The 24,352-nt window shown below is 73.0% G+C and carries 28 protein-coding genes; 18 read left to right on the top strand and 10 right to left on the bottom strand.

From position 1 onward, the window contains the following. Positions 1-811 (top strand): CU044_5270 family protein (locus BZZ08_RS30085; RefSeq protein WP_104635369.1); only part of this gene is annotated, 811 nt, incomplete at its 5' end. A 25-nt stretch (positions 812-836) separates the two neighbouring features. On the opposite strand, the gene BZZ08_RS30080 is transcribed toward BZZ08_RS30085, so the two are convergent. Then, positions 837-1,202 carry a nuclear transport factor 2 family protein gene (locus BZZ08_RS30080; protein WP_104635368.1) on the bottom strand — a complete coding sequence of 122 codons (366 nt, stop codon included), beginning with the start codon at positions 1,200-1,202 and terminating at the stop codon, positions 837-839. 180 nt (positions 1,203-1,382) lie between these two features. Between BZZ08_RS30080 and BZZ08_RS30075 the strand changes: the two genes are divergently transcribed. The 4 genes from BZZ08_RS30075 to BZZ08_RS30060 all read left to right on the top strand — a co-directional run bounded on the left by BZZ08_RS30075 (position 1,383) and on the right by BZZ08_RS30060 (position 4,610). Continuing rightward, on the top strand, positions 1,383-1,667 hold the full coding sequence (locus BZZ08_RS30075; protein ID WP_104635367.1) for a hypothetical protein: 285 nt from the start codon (positions 1,383-1,385) through the stop codon (positions 1,665-1,667). Positions 1,668-1,793: 126 nt separating this feature from the next. After that, a complete protein-coding gene (locus BZZ08_RS30070; protein ID WP_104635366.1) occupies positions 1,794-2,882 on the top strand; it encodes an S-(hydroxymethyl)mycothiol dehydrogenase in 1,089 nt (362 codons plus the stop codon). Beyond that, positions 2,882-3,511, top strand: coding sequence for an MBL fold metallo-hydrolase (locus BZZ08_RS30065; RefSeq protein WP_104635365.1), 630 nt, complete (start codon positions 2,882-2,884; stop codon positions 3,509-3,511). The genes BZZ08_RS30070 and BZZ08_RS30065 overlap by 1 nt, the downstream gene beginning before the upstream one ends. Positions 3,512-3,683: 172 nt before the next feature. After that, entirely contained in the window at positions 3,684-4,610 is a 927-nt protein-coding gene (locus tag BZZ08_RS30060) for an SDR family oxidoreductase (protein ID WP_104635364.1), read from the top strand. On the opposite strand, the gene BZZ08_RS30055 is transcribed toward BZZ08_RS30060, so the two are convergent. Further along, positions 4,594-5,133 (bottom strand): hypothetical protein, encoded by a 540-nt coding sequence (locus tag BZZ08_RS30055; protein ID WP_104635363.1) that lies wholly within the window; start codon positions 5,131-5,133, stop codon positions 4,594-4,596. The genes BZZ08_RS30060 and BZZ08_RS30055 overlap by 17 nt on opposite strands. A gap of 50 nt (positions 5,134-5,183) precedes the next feature. On the opposite strand from BZZ08_RS30055, the gene BZZ08_RS30050 reads away from it, so the two are divergent. Both BZZ08_RS30050 and BZZ08_RS30045 read left to right on the top strand, forming a co-directional pair. After that, the gene (locus BZZ08_RS30050) at positions 5,184-5,984 is read left to right on the top strand and encodes an SDR family NAD(P)-dependent oxidoreductase (protein WP_104635362.1); all 801 of its coding nucleotides are present in this window, start codon (positions 5,184-5,186) and stop codon (positions 5,982-5,984) included. Positions 5,985-6,139: 155 nt separating this feature from the next. After that, on the top strand, positions 6,140-6,835 hold the full coding sequence (locus BZZ08_RS30045; protein WP_104635361.1) for a L,D-transpeptidase family protein: 696 nt from the start codon (positions 6,140-6,142) through the stop codon (positions 6,833-6,835). Positions 6,836-6,868: 33 nt separating this feature from the next. Here the strand turns inward: BZZ08_RS30045 and BZZ08_RS30040 are convergent, their stop codons facing one another. Next, positions 6,869-8,071 carry a Gfo/Idh/MocA family protein gene (locus tag BZZ08_RS30040; RefSeq protein WP_104635360.1) on the bottom strand — a complete coding sequence of 401 codons (1,203 nt, stop codon included), beginning with the start codon at positions 8,069-8,071 and terminating at the stop codon, positions 6,869-6,871. 186 nt (positions 8,072-8,257) lie between these two features. Here BZZ08_RS30040 and BZZ08_RS30035 point away from each other — a divergent pair, with 186 nt between their 5' ends. Next, positions 8,258-9,424: an ROK family transcriptional regulator gene (locus BZZ08_RS30035; RefSeq protein ID WP_104635359.1), complete on the top strand. Its 1,167-nt coding sequence runs from the start codon at positions 8,258-8,260 to the stop codon at positions 9,422-9,424. Positions 9,425-9,574: 150 nt separating this feature from the next. Further along, a complete protein-coding gene (locus BZZ08_RS30030; protein ID WP_104635358.1) occupies positions 9,575-9,760 on the top strand; it encodes a hypothetical protein in 186 nt (61 codons plus the stop codon). Positions 9,761-9,833: 73 nt separating this feature from the next. Here BZZ08_RS30030 and BZZ08_RS30025 read toward each other — a convergent pair whose 3' ends face one another. Then, positions 9,834-11,171, bottom strand: coding sequence for a S1 family peptidase (locus BZZ08_RS30025; protein ID WP_104635357.1), 1,338 nt, complete (start codon positions 11,169-11,171; stop codon positions 9,834-9,836). A 150-nt stretch (positions 11,172-11,321) separates the two neighbouring features. On the opposite strand from BZZ08_RS30025, the gene BZZ08_RS30020 reads away from it, so the two are divergent. Together BZZ08_RS30020 and BZZ08_RS30015 are read left to right on the top strand one after the other, a co-directional pair. After that, entirely contained in the window at positions 11,322-12,503 is a 1,182-nt protein-coding gene (locus tag BZZ08_RS30020) for a MalY/PatB family protein (protein ID WP_104635356.1), read from the top strand. 48 nt (positions 12,504-12,551) lie between these two features. Beyond that, positions 12,552-12,959 (top strand): PPOX class F420-dependent oxidoreductase, encoded by a 408-nt coding sequence (locus BZZ08_RS30015; protein ID WP_104635355.1) that lies wholly within the window; start codon positions 12,552-12,554, stop codon positions 12,957-12,959. A gap of 7 nt (positions 12,960-12,966) precedes the next feature. On the opposite strand, the gene BZZ08_RS30010 is transcribed toward BZZ08_RS30015, so the two are convergent. Both BZZ08_RS30010 and BZZ08_RS30005 read right to left on the bottom strand, forming a co-directional pair. Then, positions 12,967-13,389: a Zn-ribbon domain-containing OB-fold protein gene (locus tag BZZ08_RS30010; protein ID WP_104635354.1), complete on the bottom strand. Its 423-nt coding sequence runs from the start codon at positions 13,387-13,389 to the stop codon at positions 12,967-12,969. Positions 13,390-13,584: 195 nt separating this feature from the next. Continuing rightward, on the bottom strand, positions 13,585-14,319 hold the full coding sequence (locus BZZ08_RS30005) for a TetR family transcriptional regulator (protein ID WP_104635353.1): 735 nt from the start codon (positions 14,317-14,319) through the stop codon (positions 13,585-13,587). Between the two features lie 160 nt (positions 14,320-14,479). Between BZZ08_RS30005 and BZZ08_RS30000 the strand changes: the two genes are divergently transcribed. Beyond that, positions 14,480-15,313, top strand: a complete 834-nt coding sequence (locus BZZ08_RS30000) for a hypothetical protein (protein WP_198601772.1) — start codon at positions 14,480-14,482, stop codon at positions 15,311-15,313. Between the two features lie 19 nt (positions 15,314-15,332). Further along, positions 15,333-15,824 (top strand): flavin reductase family protein, encoded by a 492-nt coding sequence (locus BZZ08_RS29995; RefSeq protein WP_104635352.1) that lies wholly within the window; start codon positions 15,333-15,335, stop codon positions 15,822-15,824. A gap of 14 nt (positions 15,825-15,838) precedes the next feature. Here the strand turns inward: BZZ08_RS29995 and BZZ08_RS29990 are convergent, their stop codons facing one another. Together BZZ08_RS29990 and BZZ08_RS29985 are read right to left on the bottom strand one after the other, a co-directional pair. Beyond that, positions 15,839-16,222 (bottom strand): hypothetical protein, encoded by a 384-nt coding sequence (locus tag BZZ08_RS29990; RefSeq protein WP_198601771.1) that lies wholly within the window; start codon positions 16,220-16,222, stop codon positions 15,839-15,841. 304 nt (positions 16,223-16,526) lie between these two features. Beyond that, a complete protein-coding gene (locus tag BZZ08_RS29985; RefSeq protein WP_104635351.1) occupies positions 16,527-17,468 on the bottom strand; it encodes a MurR/RpiR family transcriptional regulator in 942 nt (313 codons plus the stop codon). A gap of 267 nt (positions 17,469-17,735) precedes the next feature. Here BZZ08_RS29985 and BZZ08_RS39070 point away from each other — a divergent pair, with 267 nt between their 5' ends. Beyond that, positions 17,736-17,909, top strand: coding sequence for a hypothetical protein (locus BZZ08_RS39070; RefSeq protein WP_167307139.1), 174 nt, complete (start codon positions 17,736-17,738; stop codon positions 17,907-17,909). A 5-nt stretch (positions 17,910-17,914) separates the two neighbouring features. Here the strand turns inward: BZZ08_RS39070 and BZZ08_RS29980 are convergent, their stop codons facing one another. After that, the gene (locus tag BZZ08_RS29980) at positions 17,915-18,592 is read right to left on the bottom strand and encodes a nucleoside/nucleotide kinase family protein (RefSeq protein ID WP_104635350.1); all 678 of its coding nucleotides are present in this window, start codon (positions 18,590-18,592) and stop codon (positions 17,915-17,917) included. Between the two features lie 53 nt (positions 18,593-18,645). Between BZZ08_RS29980 and BZZ08_RS29975 the strand changes: the two genes are divergently transcribed. The 4 genes from BZZ08_RS29975 (at position 18,646) to BZZ08_RS29960 (ending at position 23,968) form a co-directional block, all read left to right on the top strand. Further along, on the top strand, positions 18,646-19,386 hold the full coding sequence (locus tag BZZ08_RS29975) for a beta-phosphoglucomutase family hydrolase (protein WP_104635349.1): 741 nt from the start codon (positions 18,646-18,648) through the stop codon (positions 19,384-19,386). Then, a complete protein-coding gene (locus BZZ08_RS29970; protein WP_104635348.1) occupies positions 19,383-21,761 on the top strand; it encodes a glycoside hydrolase family 65 protein in 2,379 nt (792 codons plus the stop codon). Before BZZ08_RS29975 ends, BZZ08_RS29970 begins: the two co-directional genes overlap by 4 nt. Positions 21,762-21,924: 163 nt before the next feature. Beyond that, complete coding sequence (locus BZZ08_RS29965; protein WP_104635347.1) at positions 21,925-23,418, top strand: hypothetical protein; 1,494 nt, start codon at positions 21,925-21,927, stop codon at positions 23,416-23,418. A 73-nt stretch (positions 23,419-23,491) separates the two neighbouring features. After that, a complete protein-coding gene (locus tag BZZ08_RS29960) occupies positions 23,492-23,968 on the top strand; it encodes a DUF5709 domain-containing protein (RefSeq protein WP_104635346.1) in 477 nt (158 codons plus the stop codon). A gap of 58 nt (positions 23,969-24,026) precedes the next feature. On the opposite strand, the gene BZZ08_RS29955 is transcribed toward BZZ08_RS29960, so the two are convergent. Then, the gene (locus BZZ08_RS29955) at positions 24,027-24,248 is read right to left on the bottom strand and encodes a hypothetical protein (protein ID WP_104635345.1); all 222 of its coding nucleotides are present in this window, start codon (positions 24,246-24,248) and stop codon (positions 24,027-24,029) included. Between the last annotated feature and the right edge of the window lie 104 nt (positions 24,249-24,352).

The following is a 24,352-nucleotide window of genomic DNA, read 5'->3' as shown; positions in this document are numbered from 1 at the left end:
GATCTCCGGCGCCGTCGTCGCCGTGACCGCACTGGCCCTGCTGCTCGGCGGACCGGGCGCCCCGCCCGCCGTCGCCGCGCCCCGCCCGCTCGCCGTACGCGCCGACGCCACCCCCGTCTCCCTGGACCGGCTCGCCGAGCGCGCCGAGGCCGCCGCGGCGGACGGCGGGCCGGCCCTGCGCAAGGGCACGCACGTACAGTCCTGGAGCCTCGGCATGTCCGACGACGCACCTCCGATCACGCTGCCCGAGGAGCGCGTCGTGCGCTGGACGGCCGACGGCCGGCACACCGAGCTGGTGGTGGCCACCGACCCGCGCCACCCCGGCCGCCCGGTCATCGGCGAGGACGCGGACGGCAACCCGCGCCGGGTCGAGGACGGCCACGTCATCAGCGACACGACGTACCCGCCGAGCTGGAGCGACGCCCCGCCCCACGCCCGGCCGCCGCACGACCCCGGCCGGCTGCGCGCCTACCTGGAGGAGGCCCAGCGGACCGACGCGATGAACACCTCCCAGCTGCTCGACGCGGCCGACCTGCTCCTCGACAACTGGACCCTGGGCGCCCGCGAGTCGGCGGCACTCGTCCGCCTCCTCGCGGACACCGGCGGACTGCGGCCCGCCGGAGAGGTCACCGACCGCCTCGGGCGGCACGGCCAGGCCTACGTCCACGAGGTGACCGGCGTGCGCCGCATGCTGATCATGAACCCGGACACCGGCGCCGTCCTCGGTCTGGAGACCACCTTCACCGAGGCACAGCCGGAGTACGGCGTCGCGGCCGGCGACGTCATGGAGTACAGCGCCTGGACACGCTGACCCGGCCGTCTCCCGAGGCCCCGGACTACTCGTCCCAGGCCTGGATCATGGTCTGCTCGACGATCTCGCCGTCGCGCAGCGACAGCATCGACTCGGAGAGCACCCGCACCCCGTCCGGGTAGGTGCACTCCTCGCTGAACGCCACCTGGTCGCCCTGGACCACGCAGCGTGCCATCCGGTGGGTCAGGTCGCGGCTGTAGACGTCGTCGAGCATCTCGGCGATCTCGTCCCGGCCGTGCAGGACCTTGGGGCGGCTGGGCTGGTCGTACCGGTCGACGATGCGGACCTCCGCGTCCCGCGCGTACAGCGACAACAGGGGCGCCGCCGTCTCTGCCTCGATGCCCCGGCGCAGCGCTTCGGTGTCGAAGCCGGGGCCTGCCGTGGTGCTCATGACGACCTCCTTCGAAGGGCGAAGGCCGCGGTCCGCAGCGGGAACGGGCCGTTTCGGCCCTCTCCTTTCGAGGTTCCTCCGTTCCGGCGCCCTCGGCAACGGCATCCGTGACACTGGTCCTCACGGGTGAGCGGCGCCGCCCGCCCGTGTCCGTCCCGGGGCGCCCGCGTTGCTCAGGACATGATCTCAACACGACGTATCGTCGCCGTCGTCGGACTCGCCGCCGGTGTCACCGGCCTCGCCGTCCCCATGGCGAGCGCGGCCGACGGGGGCGCGCTGGGCACGAAGAAGCTCAGCGTGACGAACACCCTCGACTCCCTCGCGGTCGATGACATGCCCGCCGAGGACCGGGCGCGGATGCCGCTCCCGTCCCAGCAGCTGAACCGGCTGCAGGACCTCCAGCAGCTCCAGCAGGTCACCGGCCTGGTCTCGCCCCTCTTCGGCGTCGTCCCGGCCCTGGGCTGACGCCCGCGTCCAGCCTGAGGACCCGGTCGGCCGGACCCCGTGAACCGCCCGGTCACCCGCCCCTTCACGATCACTTGCGCGTAGGGTCTGGGGGAACGCTGAACGGCCGAGGAAGGGGTCAGGACCATGGCGCAGGAAGTACGCGGCGTGATCGCGCCGGGCAAGGACGAGCCGGTGCGGATCGAGACGATCGTCGTGCCGGACCCCGGCCCGGGCGAGGCCGTGGTCGAGATCCAGGCATGCGGGGTGTGCCACACCGACCTGCACTACAAGCAGGGCGGCATCAGTGACGACTTCCCCTTCCTGCTCGGCCACGAGGCCGCGGGCGTCGTGGAGTCGGTCGGCGCCGGTGTCACCGACGTCGCCCCCGGCGATTTCGTGATCCTCAACTGGCGTGCCGTGTGCGGCAAGTGCCGGGCCTGTCTGCGCGGACGGCCCTGGTACTGCTTCGACACCCACAACGCCGAGCAGAAGATGACCCTCGCCTCGACCGGCCAGGAACTCTCCCCGGCGCTCGGCATCGGCGCCTTCGCCGAGAAGACCCTGGTCGCCGCCGGACAGTGCACCAAGGTCGCCCCGGCCGTCTCCGCCGAGGTGGCCGGGCTCCTCGGCTGCGGGGTGATGGCAGGCATCGGCGCCGCCATCAACACCGGCAACGTCGGCCGCGGTGACACCGTCGCCGTCATCGGCTGCGGCGGCGTCGGCGACGCGGCGATCGCCGGGTCCCACCTGGCGGGTGCGTCGAAGGTCATCGCCGTGGACATCGACGACCGCAAACTGGAGACCGCCCGGAGCATGGGCGCGACCCACACCGTCAACTCCCGCGAGACCGACCCCGTCGACGCGATCCGGGAACTGACCGGCGGCTTCGGCGCCGACGTCGTCATCGAGGCCGTCGGCCGCCCCGAGACCTACCGGCAGGCCTTCTACGCCCGCGACCTGGCCGGCACCGTCGTCCTCGTCGGTGTGCCGACCCCCGAGATGAAGCTGGAACTGCCGCTGCTCGACGTGTTCGGCCGCGGCGGCTCCCTCAAGTCCTCCTGGTACGGCGACTGCCTGCCCTCCCGCGACTTCCCGATGCTCATCGACCTCCACCTCCAGGGCCGCCTGGACCTCGGCAAGTTCGTCACCGAGACGATCGGTCTCGACCAGGTCGAGCAGGCCTTCGACCGGATGCACGCCGGTGACGTGCTGCGCTCGGTGGTGGTGCTCTGATGGCCGCCCGCATCGAACGCCTCGTCACCTCGGGACAGTTCAGCCTCGACGGCGGCACCTGGGACGTCGACAACAACGTCTGGCTCGTCGGCGACGACCACGAGGTCGTCGTCATCGACGCCGCCCACGACGCCGACGCGATCGCCGAGGCCGTCGGGGACCGGCGGCTCACCGCCATCGTGTGCACCCACGCCCACAACGACCACATCGACGCCGCCCCCGCCCTCGCCGAGCGCACCGGCGCCACCATCTGGCTGCACCGCGATGACCTGCCCCTGTGGCAGCAGACCCACCCCGACCGCGACCCGGACGCCTGGCTGACCGACGACCTCGTCATCGAGGCCGCGGGCGCCGACCTGACCGTCCTGCACACCCCGGGCCACGCACCCGGCGCGGTCTGCCTCTACGACCCCGGCCTCGGCACCGTCTTCACCGGTGACACCCTCTTCCAGGGCGGGCCCGGCGCCACCGGCCGGTCCTACTCGCACTTCCCGACCATCATCGACTCGATCCGGGACAAGCTGTTGGTCCTCCCGCCCGAGACCGAGGTCCGCACCGGCCACGGCGACTCCACGACCATCGGCGCCGAGGCCCCGCACCTGGAGGAATGGATCAGGCGCGGGCACTAGACCGGCGCGGCCGCGTCCCGCTCGCCCCGGTAGACGCGGGACACGCGGTAAAGGTGACAGAAGATGTCCGGCTTCCCGGGCACTCTCGAACACGACATCGCCCGTAGGCGACGTGAACCCGTACGCGACGTGAGTTCGTGCGGGACGTGAGGGAGAGGAACGGAAGCCGGACATGACAGGGTCATCGAAAGGTCCGCTGGCGGGCAGGGTCGCACTGGTCGCCGGGGCGACCCGCGGCGCCGGACGGGGCATCGCCGTCGAACTGGGCGCGGCCGGCGCCACCGTCTACGTCACCGGCCGCAGCACCCGCGCCCGGCGCTCGGAGTACGACCGTCCCGAGGTGATCGAGGACACCGCCGACCTGGTCACCGAGGCGGGCGGACAGGGCATCGCCGTACCCGCCGACCACCTCGACCCGGCGCAGGTCGCCGCCGTCGTCGACCGGATCGCCAGCGAACAGGCCCGCCTCGACATCCTGGTCAACGACATCTGGGGCGGCGAGACGCTCTTCGAGTGGGACAGCCCGGTCTGGGAGCACGACCTCGACAAGGGGCTCAGGCTGCTGCGGCTCGCCGTCGAGACCCACGCCATCACCAGCCACCACGCCCTGCCGCTGCTGCTGCGCCGCCCCGGCGGACTCGTCGTCGAGGTCACCGACGGCACCGACGCCTACAACCGCGACCACTACCGCAACTCGTTCTTCTACGACCTCGCCAAGACGTCCGTCCTGCGCATGGCCTTCTCCCTCGGGCACGAGGTGGGGCCGCGCGGCGCCACGGCCGTCGCGCTGACCCCCGGCTGGCTGCGCTCGGAGATCATGCTCGACCACTTCGGCGTGCGCGAGGAGAACTGGCGCGACGCCCTCGACCGCGTCCCGCACTTCGCCATCTCCGAGACGCCCCGCTACGTCGGCCGCGCGGTCGCCGCCCTCGCCGCCGACCCGGCCGCGGCGCGCTTCAACGGCCAGTCCCTCTCCAGCGGCGGCCTCGCCCAGCAGTACGGCTTCACCGACCTCGACGGCAGCCGCCCGGACGCCTGGCGCTATCTCGTCGAGGTCCAGGACGCGGACAAACCGGCCGACGTCACCGGTTACCGCTGACCGGCGGCAACGGCCACCGGGCGCCGTGCCCCGGCGGCAGGGCGAGGTCCTCGCGCACGGCCCTGTAGTAGCCCTCGCGTGCGGTGCGCTGCCGCTCCAGCAGGACCCGCCAGGCGTCCGGGTCGCGGGTCTCCTCGCGCAGGAAGCGTTCCATCTCCATCACGGTCACCACCCAGACCCGCGCCTTCGCCACCACGTCCTTGCTTCCCAGCAGGAGCAGCGTCTCACCGGCCGGGTCCCGGGCGACGGTGGCCTCGGCCTGGGCGGGGGCGGCCTCCTGGGGAGTCAGCGGATGCGGGTGGGGGTCGTTGCCGAGGTGGGCGGCGACCCGGTACGTCAGCGTCACGGAGGTCTTCACGGTCCGCGCGTAGTCGGCGTACACCGCGAGCCTGCGCTCCTCCCAGCGGGCCGCCGTCTCCCGGTCGAACCGGGCCCGGTCGCTGCGGACCACGGCGAGATAGGAACCGAGGGCGCCGATGACGACGCCTATGAGCGCGGGGAGTTGCTGCAGGAACGTGGACATGGCCGCACGGTAGCTGCCGGTGTGATCGTCGCGGCAGTACGGTCGGGCCCATGACGGACACCAGGCGATTCACCGACCACGCGGCACTCGTGACGGGCGCGGCCCGGGGCATCGGCGCGGCCACCGCACGCCGGCTCGCCACGGAGGGGGCCCGGGTGCTGCTGACCGACGTGGACCTCCCCGCGGCGCGGCGGAGGGCGGAGGGGCTGGCGGACGACGGGCTCGACGTGGCCGCGTTCGCCTGCGACGTGGGCGACCGGGCGTCCGTGGAGGCGGCCGTCGCCCACGCCGTGGAGACCTTCGGCGGCCTGGACGTGCTGGTCAACAACGCCTTCGCCTGCACGCCCGACGCCCCGCTCTTCGAGGACGAGCCGGACGAGGTCTGGGCCCGCGACCTCGACGTCACCCTCACCGGGGCCTACCGCTGCTGCCGGGCCGCCCTGCCCCACCTCGCGGCCTCGGGGCGCGGCGCGATCGTGAGCATCGGCTCGGTCAACGGGGTCCAGGACTTCGGCAACCACGCCTACAGCGCCGCGAAGGCCGGTCTCGGCTCGCTGACCCGCACCCTCGCCGGACACGCTGCCCCGCGCGGTGTCCGCGTCAACCTGGTGACGCCGGGCACGGTGCGCACCACGGCCTGGGAGGGCCGGGACGAGGAACTGGCCGCGGTGCGGGGGCTGTACCCGCTCGGGCGGGTCGGCGAGCCCGAGGACATCGCGGCGGCCGTCGCCTTCCTCGCCTCGCACGACGCCGCCTGGATCACCGGGACCACCCTGACGGTCGACGGCGGGCTGACCGCGGTCAACACCGGCTTCCGGCGGGCCCTCGCGGAGGCGGAAGGCGCGGACTGACGGACAAGGGCGGTCCGGTGGTGTTTGTCACGGTCGCGTCCCGGCGGCCTGCGGCACGCAACCAAAGCCGCCGGACGGCGGTCTAGCATGCCGGGATCGCACGAAGGCGACCTTCCGCACAGCGCACCGCCTCGACGCGAAAGGCATGACCGGCCATGGGGGACAAACGCAGACGGGGAGCCGTCGCACTCGGGGTCACCGCACTGGTGGCACCGCTCACACTCGCACTCACGGCGGCACCGGCCCAGGCCGCGAGCTGCACCGCGAAGGCGGGTCCGTACCAGAAGAAGGTGGAGAAGTTCCTCGGCCGCAAGGCCGACGGCAAGCAGTCCACCGCCGACTGCAAGGCCATCCGCGCCTTCCAGACCAAGCACGGCATCCAGCCGAACGCCGGCTACGCGGGGCCCGTCACCTGGGGTGTGATGGACCTGATGACCAAGCAGAAGGCCGTCGGCAAGAACCCGAACAAATCCGGCAAGTGCCCCACCAACAAGGGCCGTATCGCCTGTGTGAACCTCAGCCTCCAGCTGAGCTGGATCCAGGACGGCAAGAAACTGGTGTACGGGCCGGTGCCGGTCCGCACCGGGCGCAACGGCTACGAGACCCGCACCGGCCTGAAGAAGGTCTACTGGCGCCACATCGACCACGTCTCGACCATCTACCACGTAGCGATGCCCTACAGCCAGTTCTTCGACGGCGGCCAGGCCTTCCACTCCGTCGGCGTCAGCATGTGGAACCCGCCGGGCTCCCACGGCTGCGTCAACATGACGAAGACCACCGCCAAGAAGTACTGGTCGCTGCTGAAGAAGGGTGACGACGTCTACGTGTACGGCCGCAAGCCGGGCACCTGACCGGGCCGGGCGCCCGGCGCGTGCCGCGGCGCCTCACAGCTCGGGGGCGTCCCCGAAGTCCGGGATCTCGAGACGGACCCCGCCCTGCCGCGCGGACTCGTGCGCGACGATGCCCGGCAGGGTGTAGCGGGCGGCGACCCAGGCGTTCACGGACGGCAGGGTCCGGGAGTTGACCGCGGTCACGAAGTCGTCCACCAGGAAGTGGTGGCTGCCCTCGTGCCCGTTGGGCATCCGGTCGAAGGCCCGCGGCAGCCGCGCCCGGTCGTGCACGGGGGCCGAACCCGAGGTGAAGGCGGCCCGCAGCTCGGGCGCTATGTGCTGGAGCGACGGGTCGTCGGGGGACGTGGTGGGCTTGGGCTCCAGCAGTTCGCTGATGTCCTCCACCCCGCTCTTGTCCTGCCACAGCGCCACCGTGGCCAACTGCTCCATGCTCGCCTCGGTGCCGAAGAACCGGAACCGGGACTCCCTGAGGTGCGACGGGTAGCCGACCCGGCGGAACTCGTTCGTGCGGAACGAACCGCCACCGGCCACCTCGAACAGCGCGGTCGCGTTGGAGACGTCGTTGTCGAACCGGCTGACCGACCGGTCGAAGACCCCGTCCCCGCGCTCGTCGACCACGCCGATCGCCGAGACGCCGACCGCGTGCGTCCGCCAGGCGCCCAGTACCCCGCCCACCGAGTGCGTGGGATAGAGCAGCGGCGGATAGCTCGCGGTGGCCTTCCAGTCCTCGCCGCCGCTGTACCGGTACGCGTCGTAGAAGCCGAGGTCCATGTCGTGGACGTAGTCGCCCTCGGCGTGGAAGAGCCTGCCGAAGGCACCCTCGGCGATCTTGTTGCGGGCGTGCACCGTCGCCGGGTGGTACTGGCTGGTCTCACCCATCATGTAGGTCAGGCCGGTCGCCCTGACCGCGTCGATGATCTCCGCGATCTCCTGCGCGCTGATCGCCATGGGGACCGCCGAGTACACGTGCTTGCCCGCGCCCAGCCCCTGGAGCACGAGCGGGCCGTGCGTCCAGCGCTGGGTGAAGACCGCGACGGCGTCGACCGCGGCGGACTCCAGCATCGCCTCGTAGCTCGGGAAGGTGCCGGTCAGGCCCTCGGCGGCGGCGACCCGCTCGGCGCGCTCCGGCAGCAGGTCGGTGACGAACACGTCGCGCACACCCGGGTGCGCCAGGAACAGCCTGGCGAACTGTCCGGAGAACTGGCCGGCACCGACGATGCCGAGGGAGAACGTCATGAATGGAGTGCCCTTCACTGGTGGGGGAGAGGATTGGTGCGACGGCTTGGACTCACTTACTTTTGTGGCGAAACAATCTCCTCGTCAAGAGGTGGCGCCTCTTCTGCCTCCACGCTTCTCTCGTGGCCGAGACCGGCATACAGTGCCCTCGTTGTTTCCGACGCGGAAGAAAATGGACGCGAGCCCATGCCCCCACGTGCCGACAGCTGGCCGCCCCTGAGCCCCGGGGAACGCTCCGTGGCGATCGAGGTCCTCGTGCACGGCCCCCTGTCCCGCAGCGAGATCGCCCGGCGGCTCGGCCTCTCGCCCGGCAGCCTCACCCGGCTGACCAAGCCGCTCATCGAGTCGGGGCTGCTGGTGGAGGTCCCGGAGGCGGGCGGCGGGGCCGGAGTGCGGCAGGGCCGCCCGTCGCAGCCGCTCGACGTGGTCGCGGACTCCCGGTACTTCCTCGGCTTCAAGATCACTCAGGACATGGTGTACGGCGTCGTCACCACCCTCAGGAGCGAGATCGTCGCCCGCCACGACCGACCGCTCACCGGTCACGACCCCACGGAGGTCGTCGCCCTGCTGGCCGGCATGACCGCGGAACTGTCCCGCGGCCGGCCCGCGGTCGCCGGGATCGGCATCGGCGTCGGCGGACTCGTCGAGGACCGGGCCGTCGTCGGTGAGTCCCCCTTCCTGGGGTGGCGGGAGGTGCCGCTGGCCGCCCTCGTGGAGGAGCGCACCGGGCTGCCGGTCGTCGTCGAGAACGACACGGCCGCCTTCGTGGAGGCCGAGACCTGGTTCGGGGCGGGGCGCGGCCTGGACCGGTTCGTCGTCCTCACCATCGGCGCCGGCATCGGGTACGGACTGGTGCTGGGCGGCAGGCGGGTGCCGTACGCGGGGGACGAGGACCGTGGCTTCGGGCGCCACTGGATCCTGGATCCGCACGGCGGTCCGCTCACCCCCGACGGGCGGCGGGGCAGCGCCGTCTCCCTGCTGACCATCCCCAACATCCGCTACCAGGTGCGGGCCGCCACCGGCCGGGACCGGACCTACGAGGAGATCCTCGCCTCCGCCGCCGCGGGCGAGCCCGTGTCCGCGCGGGTCGTGACGGAGGCCGGGCGGGCGCTCGGCACCCTGGTGGCGCAGATCGCCAACTTCGTGATGCCGCAGAAGATCCTGCTGGCCGGGGAGGGGGTCGGGCTGATGGACGCGGCGGGCGAGGCGGTGGAGGAGGCCGTCCGCGCCACCCGGCATCCGCGGGCCGCCCCGGTCGGTCTGGAGACCCGGGTGTCCGACTTCCACGACTGGGCGCGCGGCGCCGCCGTACTGGCCATCCAGGTCCTGGTGCTGGGGGCGGCGCAGGTGTGAACAGGTGAGCCGTGTGCGGCAGAACACATCCGGCGGTAACGAACTCGCCCGCAGGTCTTGACAGATGGGAGCATCGACGTGATCAGTAACACGGTCCGTTATGTCCGTTTGGCTCGCGATTACTCACATCGTCTTCACGCCGGGCGCCGTATGCTTCACAGCATGTCCACCACTGTTGAACCCTCCTCCGAGCGATCGGCTGCCGAGGTCAACGAGGAGATCCGAGCCCTGTGGCTCCGGTCGGGCGGGACACTGAGCGTCGAGCAGCGCGCGGAGTACCAGCGGCTCGTCATGGAGTGGGCCACCGCGACCCCGGAGTCCGTGACCGCCGCCTGACCGGCGCCCGGGCTCCTCGCCGTCCCGGCCGCCCCCGGCAGCCCTCACGGGCCGGACCTCGTACCGGCCTCCGTCAGCCCCACGTCGCCGAGTAGTGCCGCCGGTACGCCTTGCGGTCCTGCTCCGCGCGGATCCACCGCGTGGCCACCAGCGCCACCAGGCTGCCCGCGACGATCAGCAGCCCCGGGCCGACGTTGCGGGGGTCCGCGAGGCGGGCGAGCAGGGTCGACCCGCCGACGCCCGTCGCGGGCGCCCCCGGGGCCGCGGCGCCCGGTGACGCGGTTGCCGAGGTGCCCGCGGCTGCGCCCTGCCGCCCGGAGCCGATGAGCCGGACCCCGAGCGCCTCCATGGCCTCCGGCAGCGGCTGGAAGAAGGTGGTGCCGCCCTTGGCGCAGTCACCGCTGCCGCCCGAGGTGACACCGAGTGCGATGCCCTCGGAGAACATCGGCCCACCGCTGTCCCCGGGCTCGGCGCACACATCGGTCTCGATCAGACCGGTGACCGTGCCCTCCGGATAGTTGACCGTGGCGTCCAGGGCCGTCACCCGGCCGTCGCGCAGCCCGCTGGTACTCCCGCTGCGGAACACCCGCTGCCCGACCGCCGGTTCACCCGTCCCCGTGATCCGCACCCCCTTGCCGTCGCCGACCGCCACCACGTCGGCGCCGTCGCCCGCCTTGCCGTTCGCGTACTCGACCAGGGAGAAGTCGTCCCCGGGGAAACTGCCGGCGACCGTCGTGCCGACCTGCCGGTCACCCCGGCCGTCGCCGAACCAGACGGAGCCCGACGGCCCGCAGTGGCCCGCGGTCAGGATGAAGTCGCTCGTGCCGTCGGTCACGTTGAACCCCGCCGAGCAGCGCCCCGCCGTGGACAGGATCGGCTCCGCCCCGTTCAGCCGGGTGGTGAAGGTGCCCTCCGTGCGCTCCATGCGGACGAACCCGCCGATGCCCCGAGCGACGCCCGTCAGCCGCGACCAGTCGGACCCGGAGACCGTGCGGTCGCCGCGCACCACCACCTCGTTCGACCGGTAGTCCAGCGCCCAGGCCGTACCGGACACCCGGGGCGCCGCACGCAGCGTCGAGGCCGCCGACCTCAGCTCGGACATGCTGTGCCGCACCCGCTTCGCCATGGCCCCCGCCCGCCGTACCGCCTCGGCCGCGCGCTCGTCCGTGACCGCCACCACCGGCCGCCCGTCGGAGCCGACCCAGTGACCCGCCGTGCGGTCGGTGCCGAGCCGGGAGACGAGGTCGGCGCCCGCGCCGGACGCGCTCCGGGCGAGGGTGCGCGGTGCGGCGGACGCGTCGGGGGGCTCGCTCGCCACGGCCCGGGTGACCATCGTCCCCCCGAGCAGCAGTCCGCCGACGGCCGCCAGCCGTGCCACTCGCCGGACGATGCGTCGTCGTGCGTGCCTCATGCGTGCGCTCCCGGGACCGACCGCGCGGCGTCGCCGCCGCGGGGGCCTCCGGACGTCGAGCGCCCCCCTCCCATACGGGGGCGGGAACGTCCGTGTTCACCGGGCGGGCGTCCGGTTCCCCGCGCCGCCGCGGCGACCTATCTTGGCCTCATGACCAGCATCCCGTGGGACCAGTCCGGTGAACCGAACCCCCTGCGCGCACTCACGCCGGACCAGCTGCGCCGGCGTACGAGCATGAAGTGGCGTACCTACCCCGCGGACGTGCTGCCGCTGTGGGTGGCCGAGATGGACGTGCCGCTCGCCGGACCCGTCGTGCGTGCCGTGACGCGGGCCATGGAACTCGGCGACACCGGCTACCCCGTCGGCACCGCCTACGCCGAGGCCCTCGCCGCCTTCGCCGGCAAGCGGTGGGGCTGGGACGACCTGGCGGTGGAACGCACGGCGATCGTGCCCGACGTGATGCTGGGCGTCGTCGAGATGCTCAAGCTCGTCACCGGGCCCGGCGACCCGGTGATCGTCAACCCGCCGGTGTACCCGCCGTTCTACCAGTTCGTCACCCACCTGGACCGGCGCGTGGTCGAGGCGCCGCTCGGTCCGGACCTGCGGATCGAACTCGGCGTGCTGGAGGAGGAGTTCCGGCGGGCCGTCACGGGCGGCGGCCGGGCGGCCTTCCTGCTGTGCAGCCCGCACAACCCGACCGGCACCGTCCACACCGCCGGTGAACTGGCGGCCGTCGCCGCCCTCGCGGAGCGGTACGGCGTCCGGGTCGTCGCCGACGAGATCCACGCCCCGGTCGTCACCGCCCCCGACGCGCGGTTCGTGCCCTACCTGAGCGTGCCCGGCGCCGAGCGCGGCCTCTCGCTGATGTCGGCGTCCAAGGGCTGGAACCTGGCCGGCCTCAAGGCGGCCCTGGCCGTCGCAGGACCCGGTGCCGCCGGCGACCTGGCGCGGATGCCCGAGGAGGTGGGTCACGGGCCGAGTCACGTCGGCGTCCTCGCCCACACCGCCGCCCTGCGCGACGGCACCGCCTGGCTGGACGCCGTGCTCGCCGGACTCGACGAGAACCGGCGGCTGCTCACCGCCCTGCTCGCCGAGCGGCTCCCGGGAGTCGTCCACCGCCCCGGGGAGGCGACCTACCTGGCCTGGCTCGACTGCCGCGCCCTCGGCCTCGGCGACGACCCGGCGGAGGTCTTCCTCGACCGGGGCCGGGTGGCCCTCAGCTCCGGCGTCCCCTTCGGCAGCGGCGGGGCGGGACACGTACGGCTCAACCTGGCGACCTCGCCGGAGGTGCTCACGGAAGCGGTGCGCAGGATGGCGTCGGTCCTGGAGTGAGCGAGGGCGGCGCCGGGCGCCGGCACGGGGGCGCCTAGACTTCCCGGCATGGACGACGACGCGTCACTGGACCGGCTCGGCTCCGGCAAGTACCTGCTGGTCACCACGTACCGGAAGAACGGCACCCCGGTCGCCACCCCGGTGTGGGTCGTGCGGGACGGTGACGCGCTCGGCGTCTGGACGGTGGCCGACGCCTGGAAGGTCAAGCGCGTGCGCAACCGCGCCGACGTCCTGGTGGGCCCCTGCGACGTGCGCGGCAGGCCGACCGGCCCACAGGTCCCGGGAACGGCGGAGATCTGCGACCCGGCCACCACCGCCCGCTACCGGCGGCTGCTCGCCCGCAAGTACGGCGTCGTCGGCCGGCTGACCCTGCTCGGCAGCCGGTTGCGCAGGGGGCTCGACGGCACCCTGGGCATCCGCATCACGCTCACGCCCGGGTCGGCTTCCGAGAACTGACCGGCCCTCAGGTCCAGGCCCGGTACGGCTCGTCGACCAGTTGGAAGACCGGCTCGCCGCGCACCGGGTCCTTGGCCGTGGACAGCCGCACCCGGTCGCCGCTGTGGATGCCGATGAGCGGACCCATGACCCGGCCGCGCAGCACGAAACCCTCGGCCATCTCGATGAGGGAGACATTGCGCGCGGCGGGGGTGTTGCGGTGCACCACCGTGGCGTGGCGCACCGTCCCCGTGCCCTCGCTCCGCTCCGTCCGCAGCTCACTGCCGCGGCAGACCGGGCACAGCACCCGGTGGTACATGGCGGTGCCGCACCAGGTGCAGCGCTGGTAGAAGACGGCCTCGGTGTCCGGGGCCCGGTTCCCGGCCTTCGGGTCGAGCAGGCCCGTCGCGGGGCCGGCCGCCTGCTGAGCGACGTTTCCTGAGTGGTACACGCTGGTCAACTCCCTGCACTCGGGCCGGAATCCCGCGTGCGCGGTCACCGGGCACGCGTGTGCGCGGCTCACCGTGCCACCGTGCACGGAGCACAGCGTATGGCACTCAGTGTCACTCGTAAAGGCACTCGGTACCCCGGATTGCCGTGAGCGGGCGAACGTGCGAGGCGTGGTCTCCCGGCCGTCTCCCGGCCGTCAGCCGCGCGCGAACGCGTCCTCGATCTCCCGCAGCACCTGCCACAGGGGCGTCCCGCGGCGCGCCGCCACCACCACGACGTCCTCGGGCGAGGTGCCGTGGGGCGGCACGGGCACGTCGCCGAAGGCGGACTGCGCGTACGCCAGCGCGTGGTCCACCGCGGCACCCGCGTCGTCGCGGCCGTCCGAACGCAGCCAGGACCGCAGGGCGTTGTTGTGCGCCGCGACCACCGCGGCCGCGATCACGTCGGCGCGCAGGATCCCGTCCGGGCGTCCGCCCAGCCGCCCGCGCAGGTACTCGGCGAGGGCGCGCTCATAGCGCCACACCACCGACAACTCGTAGGCGCGCAGCCCGGGAACCTGCTTGGTGAGGCGGTAGCGCTGGACGGAGAACGCCGGGTTCTCGGCGTACATGCGCAGCACCAGCCGGGCCGCGTCGCACACCCGCCGCACCGGGTCGGCGTCCTCGGGGGAGCGGGCCAGGAACGCCTCCATGTCGGTCAGGCACCGCTCGTGGTCGGGGAAGACCACGTCCTCCTTGGACGGGAAGTACCGGAAGAAGGAGCGCCGTCCGACGCCGGCGAGGGCCACGATGTCGTCCACGGTGGTCTGTTCGTACCCCCGCTCCAGGAACAGCCGGAACGCCGCCGCGACCAGCGCCTCCCGCATCGGTGGCCGGACCTCCGCCGGGTCCGTCCCGTCCCCGCGGCGGGGAGCCGCGCTGCTGGTGCTCATGAAGGGGAACGTAGCAGCCCGGCGAGGCTGATGGCACTCAGTGCAGCGATTGGAGGGAACTGAGTGCGCTTGCCCGCATCTGACTGGGCCTGACCGCACCCGCCACCTCGCCACGCCGGTCGCATACGATCACTTCCGATCAGCCCCGGAGGAGCCCCGTATGCCGTTCGCCCGCCCCCGCATCCTGTACGTCACCGACCTGGCCTACGAGGCGCGCGGGCGGCGCTACTGCGACGAGGACATCCACCTGACCGCGCGGCTGCGCGAGGAGTTCGACCTGGCCCTGTGCCACCCCCGGGACGCCGCCGCGCTGCTGGACGCCTTCGACGCCGTCGTCGTCCGCAACAGCGGGCCCGTGCTGGAGTACAAGGCCGCGTACGACGCCTTCCGCGAGCGCGCGGCCGAGCGCGGGACGCGCGTCTACAACCAGCTCACCGGCAGGGCCGACATGATCGGCAAGCAGTACCTGCTCGACCTCACCGCCGCGGGCTTCCCGGTCATCCCCACCGTCGACCGCGCCGAGGACCTGCACCGGCTGCCCGTCGCGGACGAGTACGTCGTCAAGCCCAGGCTCGGCGCCGACTCGGCGGGCCTCAGGATCGTCCCCGCGGGCCGCGTGCCCGAGGCGTTGAACGACGCCGGGGACCTGCTCGTCCAGCCGCGCGTCGACTTCGCCTACGAGGTCTCCTTCTACTTCGTCGACCACGACTACCAGTACGCCCTCCACGCGCCGCACCCCGAACGCCGCTGGCAACTGGAGCCGTACGACGCCACCGTGGCCGACCTCGATTTCGCACGGCGGTTCATCGAGTGGAACGGCATCGACCACGGCATCCAGCGCGTCGACGCCTGCCGCGCCCCGGGCGGCGAGCTGCTGCTGGTCGAGCTGGAGGACCTCAACCCCTACCTGTCCCTGGACGCCCTCGACGAGCCGGTCCGTGACGCCTTCGTCACCGCCCTGCGCACGGCCCTGCGGCGCCTGCTCGCCGCCTGAGCCGCCCCGGCGGCCTAGCATGGCGGCCATGGACGTGTTCCTGGACCGGCTCGACCCGGACATGTGCGTCGTCACGGCCGCCGCGGACGGAGAACGGGCCGGCTGCCTGGTCGGTTTCTCCTCGCAGTGCTCCATCCGGCCCGTGCGGTACGCCGTGTGGATCTCCGACGTCAACCGGACCTTCCGCGTCGCGCGGTCCGCCGATGTCCTGGCGGTCCACCTGCTGGCCCGTGGCCAACGCGAAACCGCCGAGCTTTTCGGCGGGCTGTCCGGCGACGACGCGGACAAGTTCCGGCGGGTCCGCTGGCGGGAGGCGTACGGCGGGGCCCCCGTACTGGAGGACGCCGAGGCGTGGTTCGTCGGCCGGGTCGTGGCGCGGATGCCGGGGGGCGACCACGTCGGTTTCGTCCTTGAGCCGGTCGAGTGGGGCGGGCGGGCGAAGACCGCCGACGGCCCGCTGCTGCGGCTCGCCGACGCCCGCACCATCCGGCCCGGACACCCGGTGGACTGAGGTGTGTCGGCCGGTCAGCGTCCGGCGGTGCCCCGCTCGGCCAGCGCCTCGGTGACGGCCCGTACGCTGCGCGCGATGTGCTGCAACTGGAGCACCTCCGCCGCGTACAGCTTGATGGTGTGCTCGATGGCCGCCTCGTGCAGGCCGAGCCGCGGCAGGTCCGCCCGGGCGGTCTGCAGCGCGGTGCGGGCCACCCGGATCTCCTGCTGGACCTGGAGCTGCGCATGGCGGGCGAGCAGCACCGGGTGCCGGATCAGGGCCGGATAGCCGGCGTAGCGCGCCGGGACCAGCTCGCGCAGCCACCTGGTGGCCGAGCGTTCCCAGTCGTAACTGCCGGGGGTCTTGACCTGGCAGGGCCAGTCCGGGCTGATGCGCGTGGTCGTCAGGGGCATGATCATCGCTTCCGGGGGTGCGGCGTCGACGGGGTGGGCGACGGGTGGGGGCGGTCCCGGTCCAGGGGACGACCGGGACCGCCGCGGGCGCTCGCGCAGGCGATGCCCGCTCCGGAACACCCGGTGCGCCGGAGCGGGTAGGAGTCGGCGGCCGAGGTGTTCGCGGCAGGTCGGACGCGTTCCGGGGCGGCCGGGTCGCGATCCGTGAGCAGTATTTATATATGCCTTCCGGTTTGCAAGACGTATGAAAACATTCATGCCTGCTTTGACGGGGGATGACCCCGTCTGCGCCGGCCAGTCGCCGGGCGGCTCAGTCGCGCAGGAAGAACTGGTGCTGGTCCGCGACCTGCTCGTACTCCTCCAGCCGCGCCTGCGTCCGCTCGGGATCGGCGTCGGTCATGGCCTGCAGCAGTGCCGCGCACATCACGCCCGGCGCCGCGTAGGAGTCGAAGACGAGCCGGGAGCCCGTGCCGGTGGCGAAGGTGACGTCGGCCTCGTCCACGACCGGGCCGAGCGCGAGGTCGGTGATCAGCGCCACCTTCAGCCCGGCGCCGCGTGCCACGCGCACGGCGCCCAGGGTCTCGTGGGCGTGCCGGGGCATGGAGAAGGCCAGCACCCAGGTGCCGCCCGCCTCCCGGGACTGGAGCAGGGCGTCGTAGGCGACCGTGCCGCCCCGGGTGACCAGGCGCACGTCGGGATGGACCCGGCGGGCCGCGTAGGCGAAGTACTCGGCGAGCGAGACGGAGATGCGCAGCCCGAGAACGGTCAGGGGCGCCGAGGCGGCCAGCTCGCGGCCGACGTCGATCACCCGGTCCGCGTCGGCGAAGTCGCGCCGCAGGTTCTCCAGGTTCTCGATCTCGGCGTCCACGGCCGCCTGCAGTTCGTTGCCCTGGTACTCCTCGGCCGCGGACGCGCCCCGGCCGCCCAGCGCGATCGCCTGGAGTTGCTCCCGCAACGCCGGGTAGCCGCTGAAGCCGACCGCCGAGGCGAACCGCGTGACCGACGGCTGGCTCACGCCCACCCGGTCGGCGAGGTCGGTGATCGACAGGAACGCCGCCTCGGTGAGGTGCTCGATGAGGTACTGCGCGATGCGCCGCTGCCCCGGGGAGAGGCGGGGCCGGTCGAAGAGCGTCCTGAGCCGGGAGGTGGGGGAGATCTCCGACTCCGGGGCGGCCCGTCCCGAGGTGATCGCCGACGCCTGTGCACGTGCCTGCTGCGGCGATGGCACGGGTGCGCCTCCCTTGTCTCCCATGTCTCCCACGGAGGTCAACATAACCCACCCCCCGCACCCGGCAGAGCGGACCGCCGCGCCCGAGGACCGCACGGCACCGGCCGGGACGAGACAGCCCCGCACCGCCCTACGTCGCGCCCCGAAGGACCTCACCGCAGCCCCCGGAGGGACGTCACCGCGCCCCCGGACGGCACCGCGCCGCATCACCCCCGGGCGGGGATAGCACCGCGTCGCCCGGGAACCCGGCGTCACGGAAGGACCCACAGACACGGACGAGGAGCCGACGCCATGACCGTCCCGGAAGAGAACCGGCCGAAGACCGACACCACCGACGACGTCCTCGGCCGGCGTCGGCGCGAGCGCGAGGAGGACGAACCCCGTCCGCCCGGCGGCACCGGCCGGACCCTGCGCGAGGCCCTCGAAGAGGCGCACGTTCGCCCCGACGACTTCGACGAGGAGTGACCGCGTCACCCAGGAGCTGAGGGCGCGGATCCCCGGGCGTCCGGCACCGCCTGAGCCGGTACCACCAGGTCGGCCAGGTGCCGGGTGGCGGCGACCAGGTCGGCGTTGCGCTGGTCGGGGCCGAGCGCCCACGCGGCCGCGTCCTCGGGGGACTTGCCGAACCGCTCGTGCCGCGCCACGAGCCGTCTGACGCGCTCCGGCTCCTCCAGCCCGCAGAACCACACCTCGTCGAGGCAGGACCGCACCCGCGCCCAGGGCCCGCTCTCCAGCAGCAGGTAGTTGCCCTCCGTCACGACCAGCCGGGCCGAGGGCGGCACCGGCACGGCCCCGGCGAGCGGCTGCTCCAGCACCCGTTCGAAGCCGGGCGCGTAGACGACGTCGTCGTACCGCTCCGCGCGCAGCCGTTCCAGCAGCGCCGCGTACCCGGCCGCGTCGAAGGTGTCCGGCGCGCCCTTGCGGTCCCGGCGGCCCAGCCGGTCCAGTTCCGCGTCGGCGAGGTGGAAGCCGTCCATCGGCACGTGCGCCACCCACGGTTCGCCCGGACCGTTCAGCTCCCGCACCAAAGACTCGGCGAGAGTCGACTTCCCCGCGCCGGGACTGCCCGCGATGCCGAGGATCGCGCGCCGCCCGGGACGGGGGAGCCGGCGGGCACGGGCGAGCAGATCCTGGAAAGTCGGCGGCACACCGCACAGTGTGTCACCTGATCGGACCCGCCCCGGCGGGGAACTGTGGGGGTATGACGACGCAGCTCGGACTTCCCGACGACATCCAGGCCTGCCTCTTCGACCTCGACGGGGTCGTCACCAGGACGGCGGTGGTGCACGCCGCCGCCTGGAAGGAGACGTTCGACGCCTTCCTGCGCGAGCGGGACGGCACGGACTTCCGGCCCTTCACCGACTCCGACTACGACCAGTACGTCGACGGCCGCCCCCGCGCCGACGGCGTCCGCTCCTTCCTCGCCTCCCGAGGCGTCGAGCTGCCCGAGGGCACCCCCGACGACCCACCGGACGCGCGGACCGTCAACGGCGTCGGCAACCGCAAGAACGAACTCCTCCTGGAGAAGATCCGCACCGACGGCGTGGAGCCCTACGAGGGCACGCTGCGTTACATCGACGCCGTCCGCGACGCCGGGCTCGCCACCGCGATCGTCTCCTCCAGCGCCAACACCCGGGACGTGCTGCACTCCATCGACGCCGAGCGGCTGTTCGACGTGCGGATCGACGGCGTCGTGGCCCGGGAGAGGAAACTGCCGGGCAAACCGCACCCCGACACCTTCCTGGCCGCCGCCCGCGACCTCGGCGTCGACCCGTCCCGCGCCGCCGTCTTCGAGGACGCGCTGGCCGGGATGGACGCCGGCCGCTCCGGACACTTCGGCTACGTCGTCGGCGTCGACCGCGTCGGCCAGACCGACGCCCTCTACGCCCACGGCGCCGACCGCGTCGTCAAGGACCTCGCCGAGCTGGGGGGCCACGCGTGATCACCAACCGGACGTACACCGTGGAGCCCTGGCGGGTGCGCGAGACGGCGCTCAACCTCGACCTGCTCGCCCAGAGCGAGTCCGTGTTCGCCCTGTCCAACGGCCACGTCGGCTGGCGCGGCAACCTCGACGAGGGCGAACCGCACGGCCTCCCCGGCAGCTACCTCAACGGCGTCTACGAACTCCACCCGCTGCCCTACGCCGAGGCGGGCTACGGCTACCCGGAGTCGGGCCAGACCGTCATCAACGTCACCAACGGCAAGCTGCTGCGGCTGCTGGTCGACGACGAGCCCTTCGACCTGCGCTACGGACGGCTCGGCAAGCACGAACGCACCCTGGACCTCAGGCGCGGTGTGCTGGAACGCACCTGCGAGTGGACCTCGCCGGCCGGTACGACCGTCCGGGTGCGCTCCACCCGCCTGGTCTCCCTCACCCAGCGCGCCATCGCCGCCGTGGAGTACGAGGTCGAGCCCGTCGACAGCCGCACCCGGATCGTCATCCAGTCCGAACTGGTCGCCAACGAGAGCCTGCCCAGCGCCGACGGCGACCCCCGGGCGGCCCAGGCGCTGCAGTCCCCGCTGGAACCGGAGGAGGACCTGGCCATCGGCTCCCGGCTGCGCCTGGTCCACCGCACCCGGCGCAGCGGCCTCCGGGTCGCCGTGGCCGCCGACCACGTCGTCGACGCGCCCGGTGAGATCACCACCAGCAGCGAGAGCAACACGGACGTGTCCCGCCTGACCATCACCTCCGTCCTGGACCCGGGCCAGCGGCTGCGGGTGCAGAAGACCGTCGCCCACGGCTGGTCCGGCACCCGCTCCCGGCCCGCGATGAGCGACCAGGTCGAGGCCGCGCTGGCCGCCGCCGCACACGGCGGCTGGGACGGACTCGTGGCCGAACAGCGGGACTACCTCGACGACTTCTGGGCCCGCGCGGACGTCGAGGTGCACGGCGACGAGGAGATCCAGCAGGCCGTCCGTTTCGCCCTGTTCCACGTGCTGCAGGCCGGCGCCCGCGCCGAGCAGCGCGCGATTCCGGCCAAGGGACTGACCGGCTCCGGATACGACGGCCACGCGTTCTGGGACACCGAGATGTTCGTGCTGCCCGTCCTCACCTACACCGCGCCCAAGGCGGTCGCCGAGGCGCTGCGCTGGCGCCAGGCCACCCTGCCCGCCGCCCGCGACCGCGCCACCCAGCTCGGGCTGCGCGGCGCCGCCTTCCCCTGGCGGACCATCGACGGCTCGGAGGGCTCCGCGTACTGGCCCGCCGGCACGGCGGCGTTCCACGTGGCCGCCGACATCGCGCACGCCGCGGTGCGCTATACGGCAGCGACCGGCGACACCGACTTCGAACGCGAGACCGCCCTCGAACTCCTGGTGGAGACGGCCCGGCTGTGGCGCTCGCTGGGCCACCACGACCCCCACGGCGTCTTCCACATCGACGGCGTCACAGGTCCCGACGAGTACAGCGCCGTCGTCGACGACAACACGTACACCAACCTCATGGCGCGCTCCAACCTGCTCGCCGCCGCCGACGCGTGCGAACGCCACCCGGAGGAGGCGACCCGGCTCGGCGTCGACGCGGAGGAGAGCGCCGCATGGCGGGACGCCGCCGAGGCCGTGCACATCCCCTACAACGAGGAGATCGGCGTCCACGAACAGCACGCCGGCTTCACCCGCCACCAGCGCTGGGACTTCGCCGCCACCGGCGCCGACCAGTACCCGCTGATGCTGCACTTCCCGTACTTCGACATCTACCGCAAGCAGGTCGTCAAGCAGTCCGACCTCGTGCTCGCCATGTACACCTGCGGCAGCTGGTTCGACGCCCACTGCGACGAGGACCAGATGGCCGCCAACTTCGCCTACTACGAGCCGCTGACCGTACGGGACTCCTCGCTGTCCGCGTGCTGCCAGGCCGTCGTCGCCGCCCAGACCGGCCACCTGCGCCTCGCCTACGACTACGCCACCGAGGCCGCCCTGATGGACCTCGCGGACCTGGAGCACAACACCCGCGACGGACTGCACATCGCCTCCCTGGCCGGTACGTGGATGGCGCTGGTCGCCGGGTTCGGCGGCACCCGGCGGGAGGGCGACAGCCTGCGCTTCACGCCCCGCCTGCCCGAGAAGTTCAGCCGCCTCGCCTTCCGGCTCCAGTTCCGCGGCCGGTGCCTGCAGGTGGAGATCGGTCCCGACCGGGCGTCGTACTCGCTGCTGGGCGGGCCGCCCCTGACGATCCATCACCACGGGACCGAGGTGCAGGTGAACGGGGACGGCCCCGTCACACTCGGCATTTCCGCGCCCAAGTGGCGTCCCACGCCCGAACAGCCCCCGCACCGCCGTCCGGGCGTCATCGAGCGGTCGGTCCCGGGCGACGGATGAGCCCGCGCGACTGGCCGAGTTCCGCCCTGCGGATCAGTGGCGCGCGGGTTAGTTTGATCATGTTTTCCGGGATTTCGGACTCACGCGGTTCCGGGCTCCAGCCACAGGCGGCAGGAGGTGAAGGACGAGACACCCCGCGACGAGCGGGGGTGAGGGGTGCACGATGGCCGACGGCGCGAACGCAATTCTCGTCGGCAGACGCGGACGCGGCGGTGAGGCGGCGGGGACGTCCGGCACCCCCCGGCGGCTGCGCGGCGACGCGCCGGTCGCGGTGGTCGCCGCCGTCTTCGTCCTGGCCCAACTGGTCTTAGTACATCCCTCGATGGGCCTCGGCTGGGACGAGATCGTGTACGTCAGCCAGGTCACCACCCACCACCCCGCCGCCTTCTTCAGCGCCCCGCGCTCCCGGGGCGTCTCCCTGCTGGCGGCACCCGTCGCCTCCTGGTCGGCCTCCACCGAACTCCTGCGCGGCTACCTCGCCGTCCTCTCGGGCCTTGGGCTGTACCTCGCCCTGCGCGCCTGGAAGGGCCTGTTCCCGACCCGGGTCCTCGCCACGGCCGGCGCCTTCTTCGCCACCCTGTGGGTGACCCTCTTCTACGGCCCGCAGGCCATGCCCAACTACTGGGTCGCGATCGGCGCCCTCGTCACCGTGGGCTGCGCCCTGCGCGTCCTGGGGGCCGGGCGGGGGCGCGCCGGCCGGGGCGCACTGTGGGGGGTGGCCGCCGGGGCCGTGCTCATGGCGCTGATGCGGCCCACCGACGCGGTCTGGGTGGCCCTGCCCCTGCTGGTCCTCGTCCTCGCGCGCCGCCACTGGCCGCTGCTGCTGGCTCTGGCGGGAGGTCTCGCGGCCGGGGGAGTGGAGTGGGTGATCGAGGCGTACGCCTGGTACGGCGGCCTCGGGGAGCGGCTGTCCCGGGCCTCGGAGATCCAGGGCGACCTCGGCTGGAACATCGCCGTCGACGACCAGATGCGCAGCCTGGGCGGACGGGGCCTGTGCCGGCCGTGCACCGGAGCGATGCCGCACCCGGTCGTCACCCTGTGGTGGCTGCTCCTCCCGGTCGTCGCCGTCCTCGGCGCGGTCGTCGCGGTCCGGGCCCGCCGCGCCACCGCGACACTGCTCCCGCTGGCCTGCGCCGTCACGGCCGCGGTGCCGTACCTGTTCATGATCGGCTACGCGGCGCCCCGCTTCCTGCAGCCCGCCTACGCCCTGCTCGCCGTGCCGGTCGCCGACGCGCTGTGGCACCTGGTCAAGGCCGGGCGGGACCGGTGGCGGCCGGTGGCCGCGACGCTGGTCGCGCTCGCGGTGACCGGGCACCTCGCGGTCCAGTTCTCGGTGCTCGTGGGCACCGTGGACCGCAACGTCGAGAGCCGCGAGGACTGGGCCAGGGTCGCCGACGAACTGCACCGGCTCGGGGTCAGCCCGCCCTGCCTGCTCACCGAGCACGAGTCCATCCCGGTCGGCTACTACACGGGCTGCTCCTCCGGCGCCACCAGCGGCAACAACGAGAACACCACCGCCGCCGAGATCGTGCACACCGCCCGGCGCATCCCGGTCGCCGCCCTCACCGGCCCCGGCGGCACCCCGCCCGCCTACGCCCGCGACTGGGCGTCGTACCGCGTCACCGACCTGGAGATCCGGATCGCACCCCCGGGTTAGAGATCGCGTATCGGGAAACGCGAACCCGGACAGCGAGACGAACGAGCCGACGCAGCGCGAGAGGGAGGCAGCGATGGGCACGGACCCGATGGCCGACGACGCCTACCAGCCCACCAGAACCAACGAGGAGCAGGAGGACGCCGCGCCCCTCGACCTCCAGGACGCCGTCGACGAGAGGACCTACGACGACACGCTCGACGAGGGCTACTCCCCGCCGGAGAAGCCCCTGGGCGTGACCAAGCACGGCACCACGGCCGCCGAGCAGCACGACGGCGAGACCCTCGACGAACGGCTGGCCGAGGAGGTGCCGGACGTGTCGGCACCCGACGGGGACGGCGTCGGCGACGAACCCGACGGCGAGGGCGAACCGGTCGACCCGGAGGCGGGCACCGACCGGGCCGGCCGTCTGGTCGCCCCCGACGAGGGCGTACGCACCGACACCACCAAGGAGAGCGTCGCGGAGGACGTCGGCATCGACGGCGGGGCCGCGGGCGCCGAGGAGGCCGCGGTGCATGTCGTGGAGGACGAGACGGAGCTGCCGGAGTCCTAGGACCGTGAACGCCGGGGGCCCCGGACAGACGACGTCGTCTGTCCGGGGCCCCCGGCGTTCAGGGCAGCAGCTTGTCGAGGGCCGAGGGGCCCTCCTCGGCCAGCTTGCGCCTGGCCCACTCCAGGCTTTCCGGGGTGACGTCCCGGCCGGCCGCCAGCACCAGGTCCTCCGGGGACACGTCCGTCCCGGTGCGGGCGTGGAGCAGGTCGTCCGGAGTGGCGCGGTCGTCGTCCGCGCGGGCTTCGGAGGGTCGGGAGGCGTCGGGCTGTGACATCGACATGATCAGTGCTCCTCGGATCCGGGTCGCTGCTTCGGTGCCGTGCTGTGGTCGGTCGTGCTGTTGTCGGTCCCGAATATCCCGATAACACCATTCAATGCGGAACC

Source organism: Streptomyces sp. MH60 (assembly GCF_002939385.1).
In the GTDB taxonomy this organism is placed as follows: Bacteria; Actinomycetota; Actinomycetes; order Streptomycetales; family Streptomycetaceae; genus Streptomyces.
The sequence above is the reverse complement of the archived record's forward strand: the minus strand, read 5'-3'. Positions and strand labels throughout refer to the sequence as shown.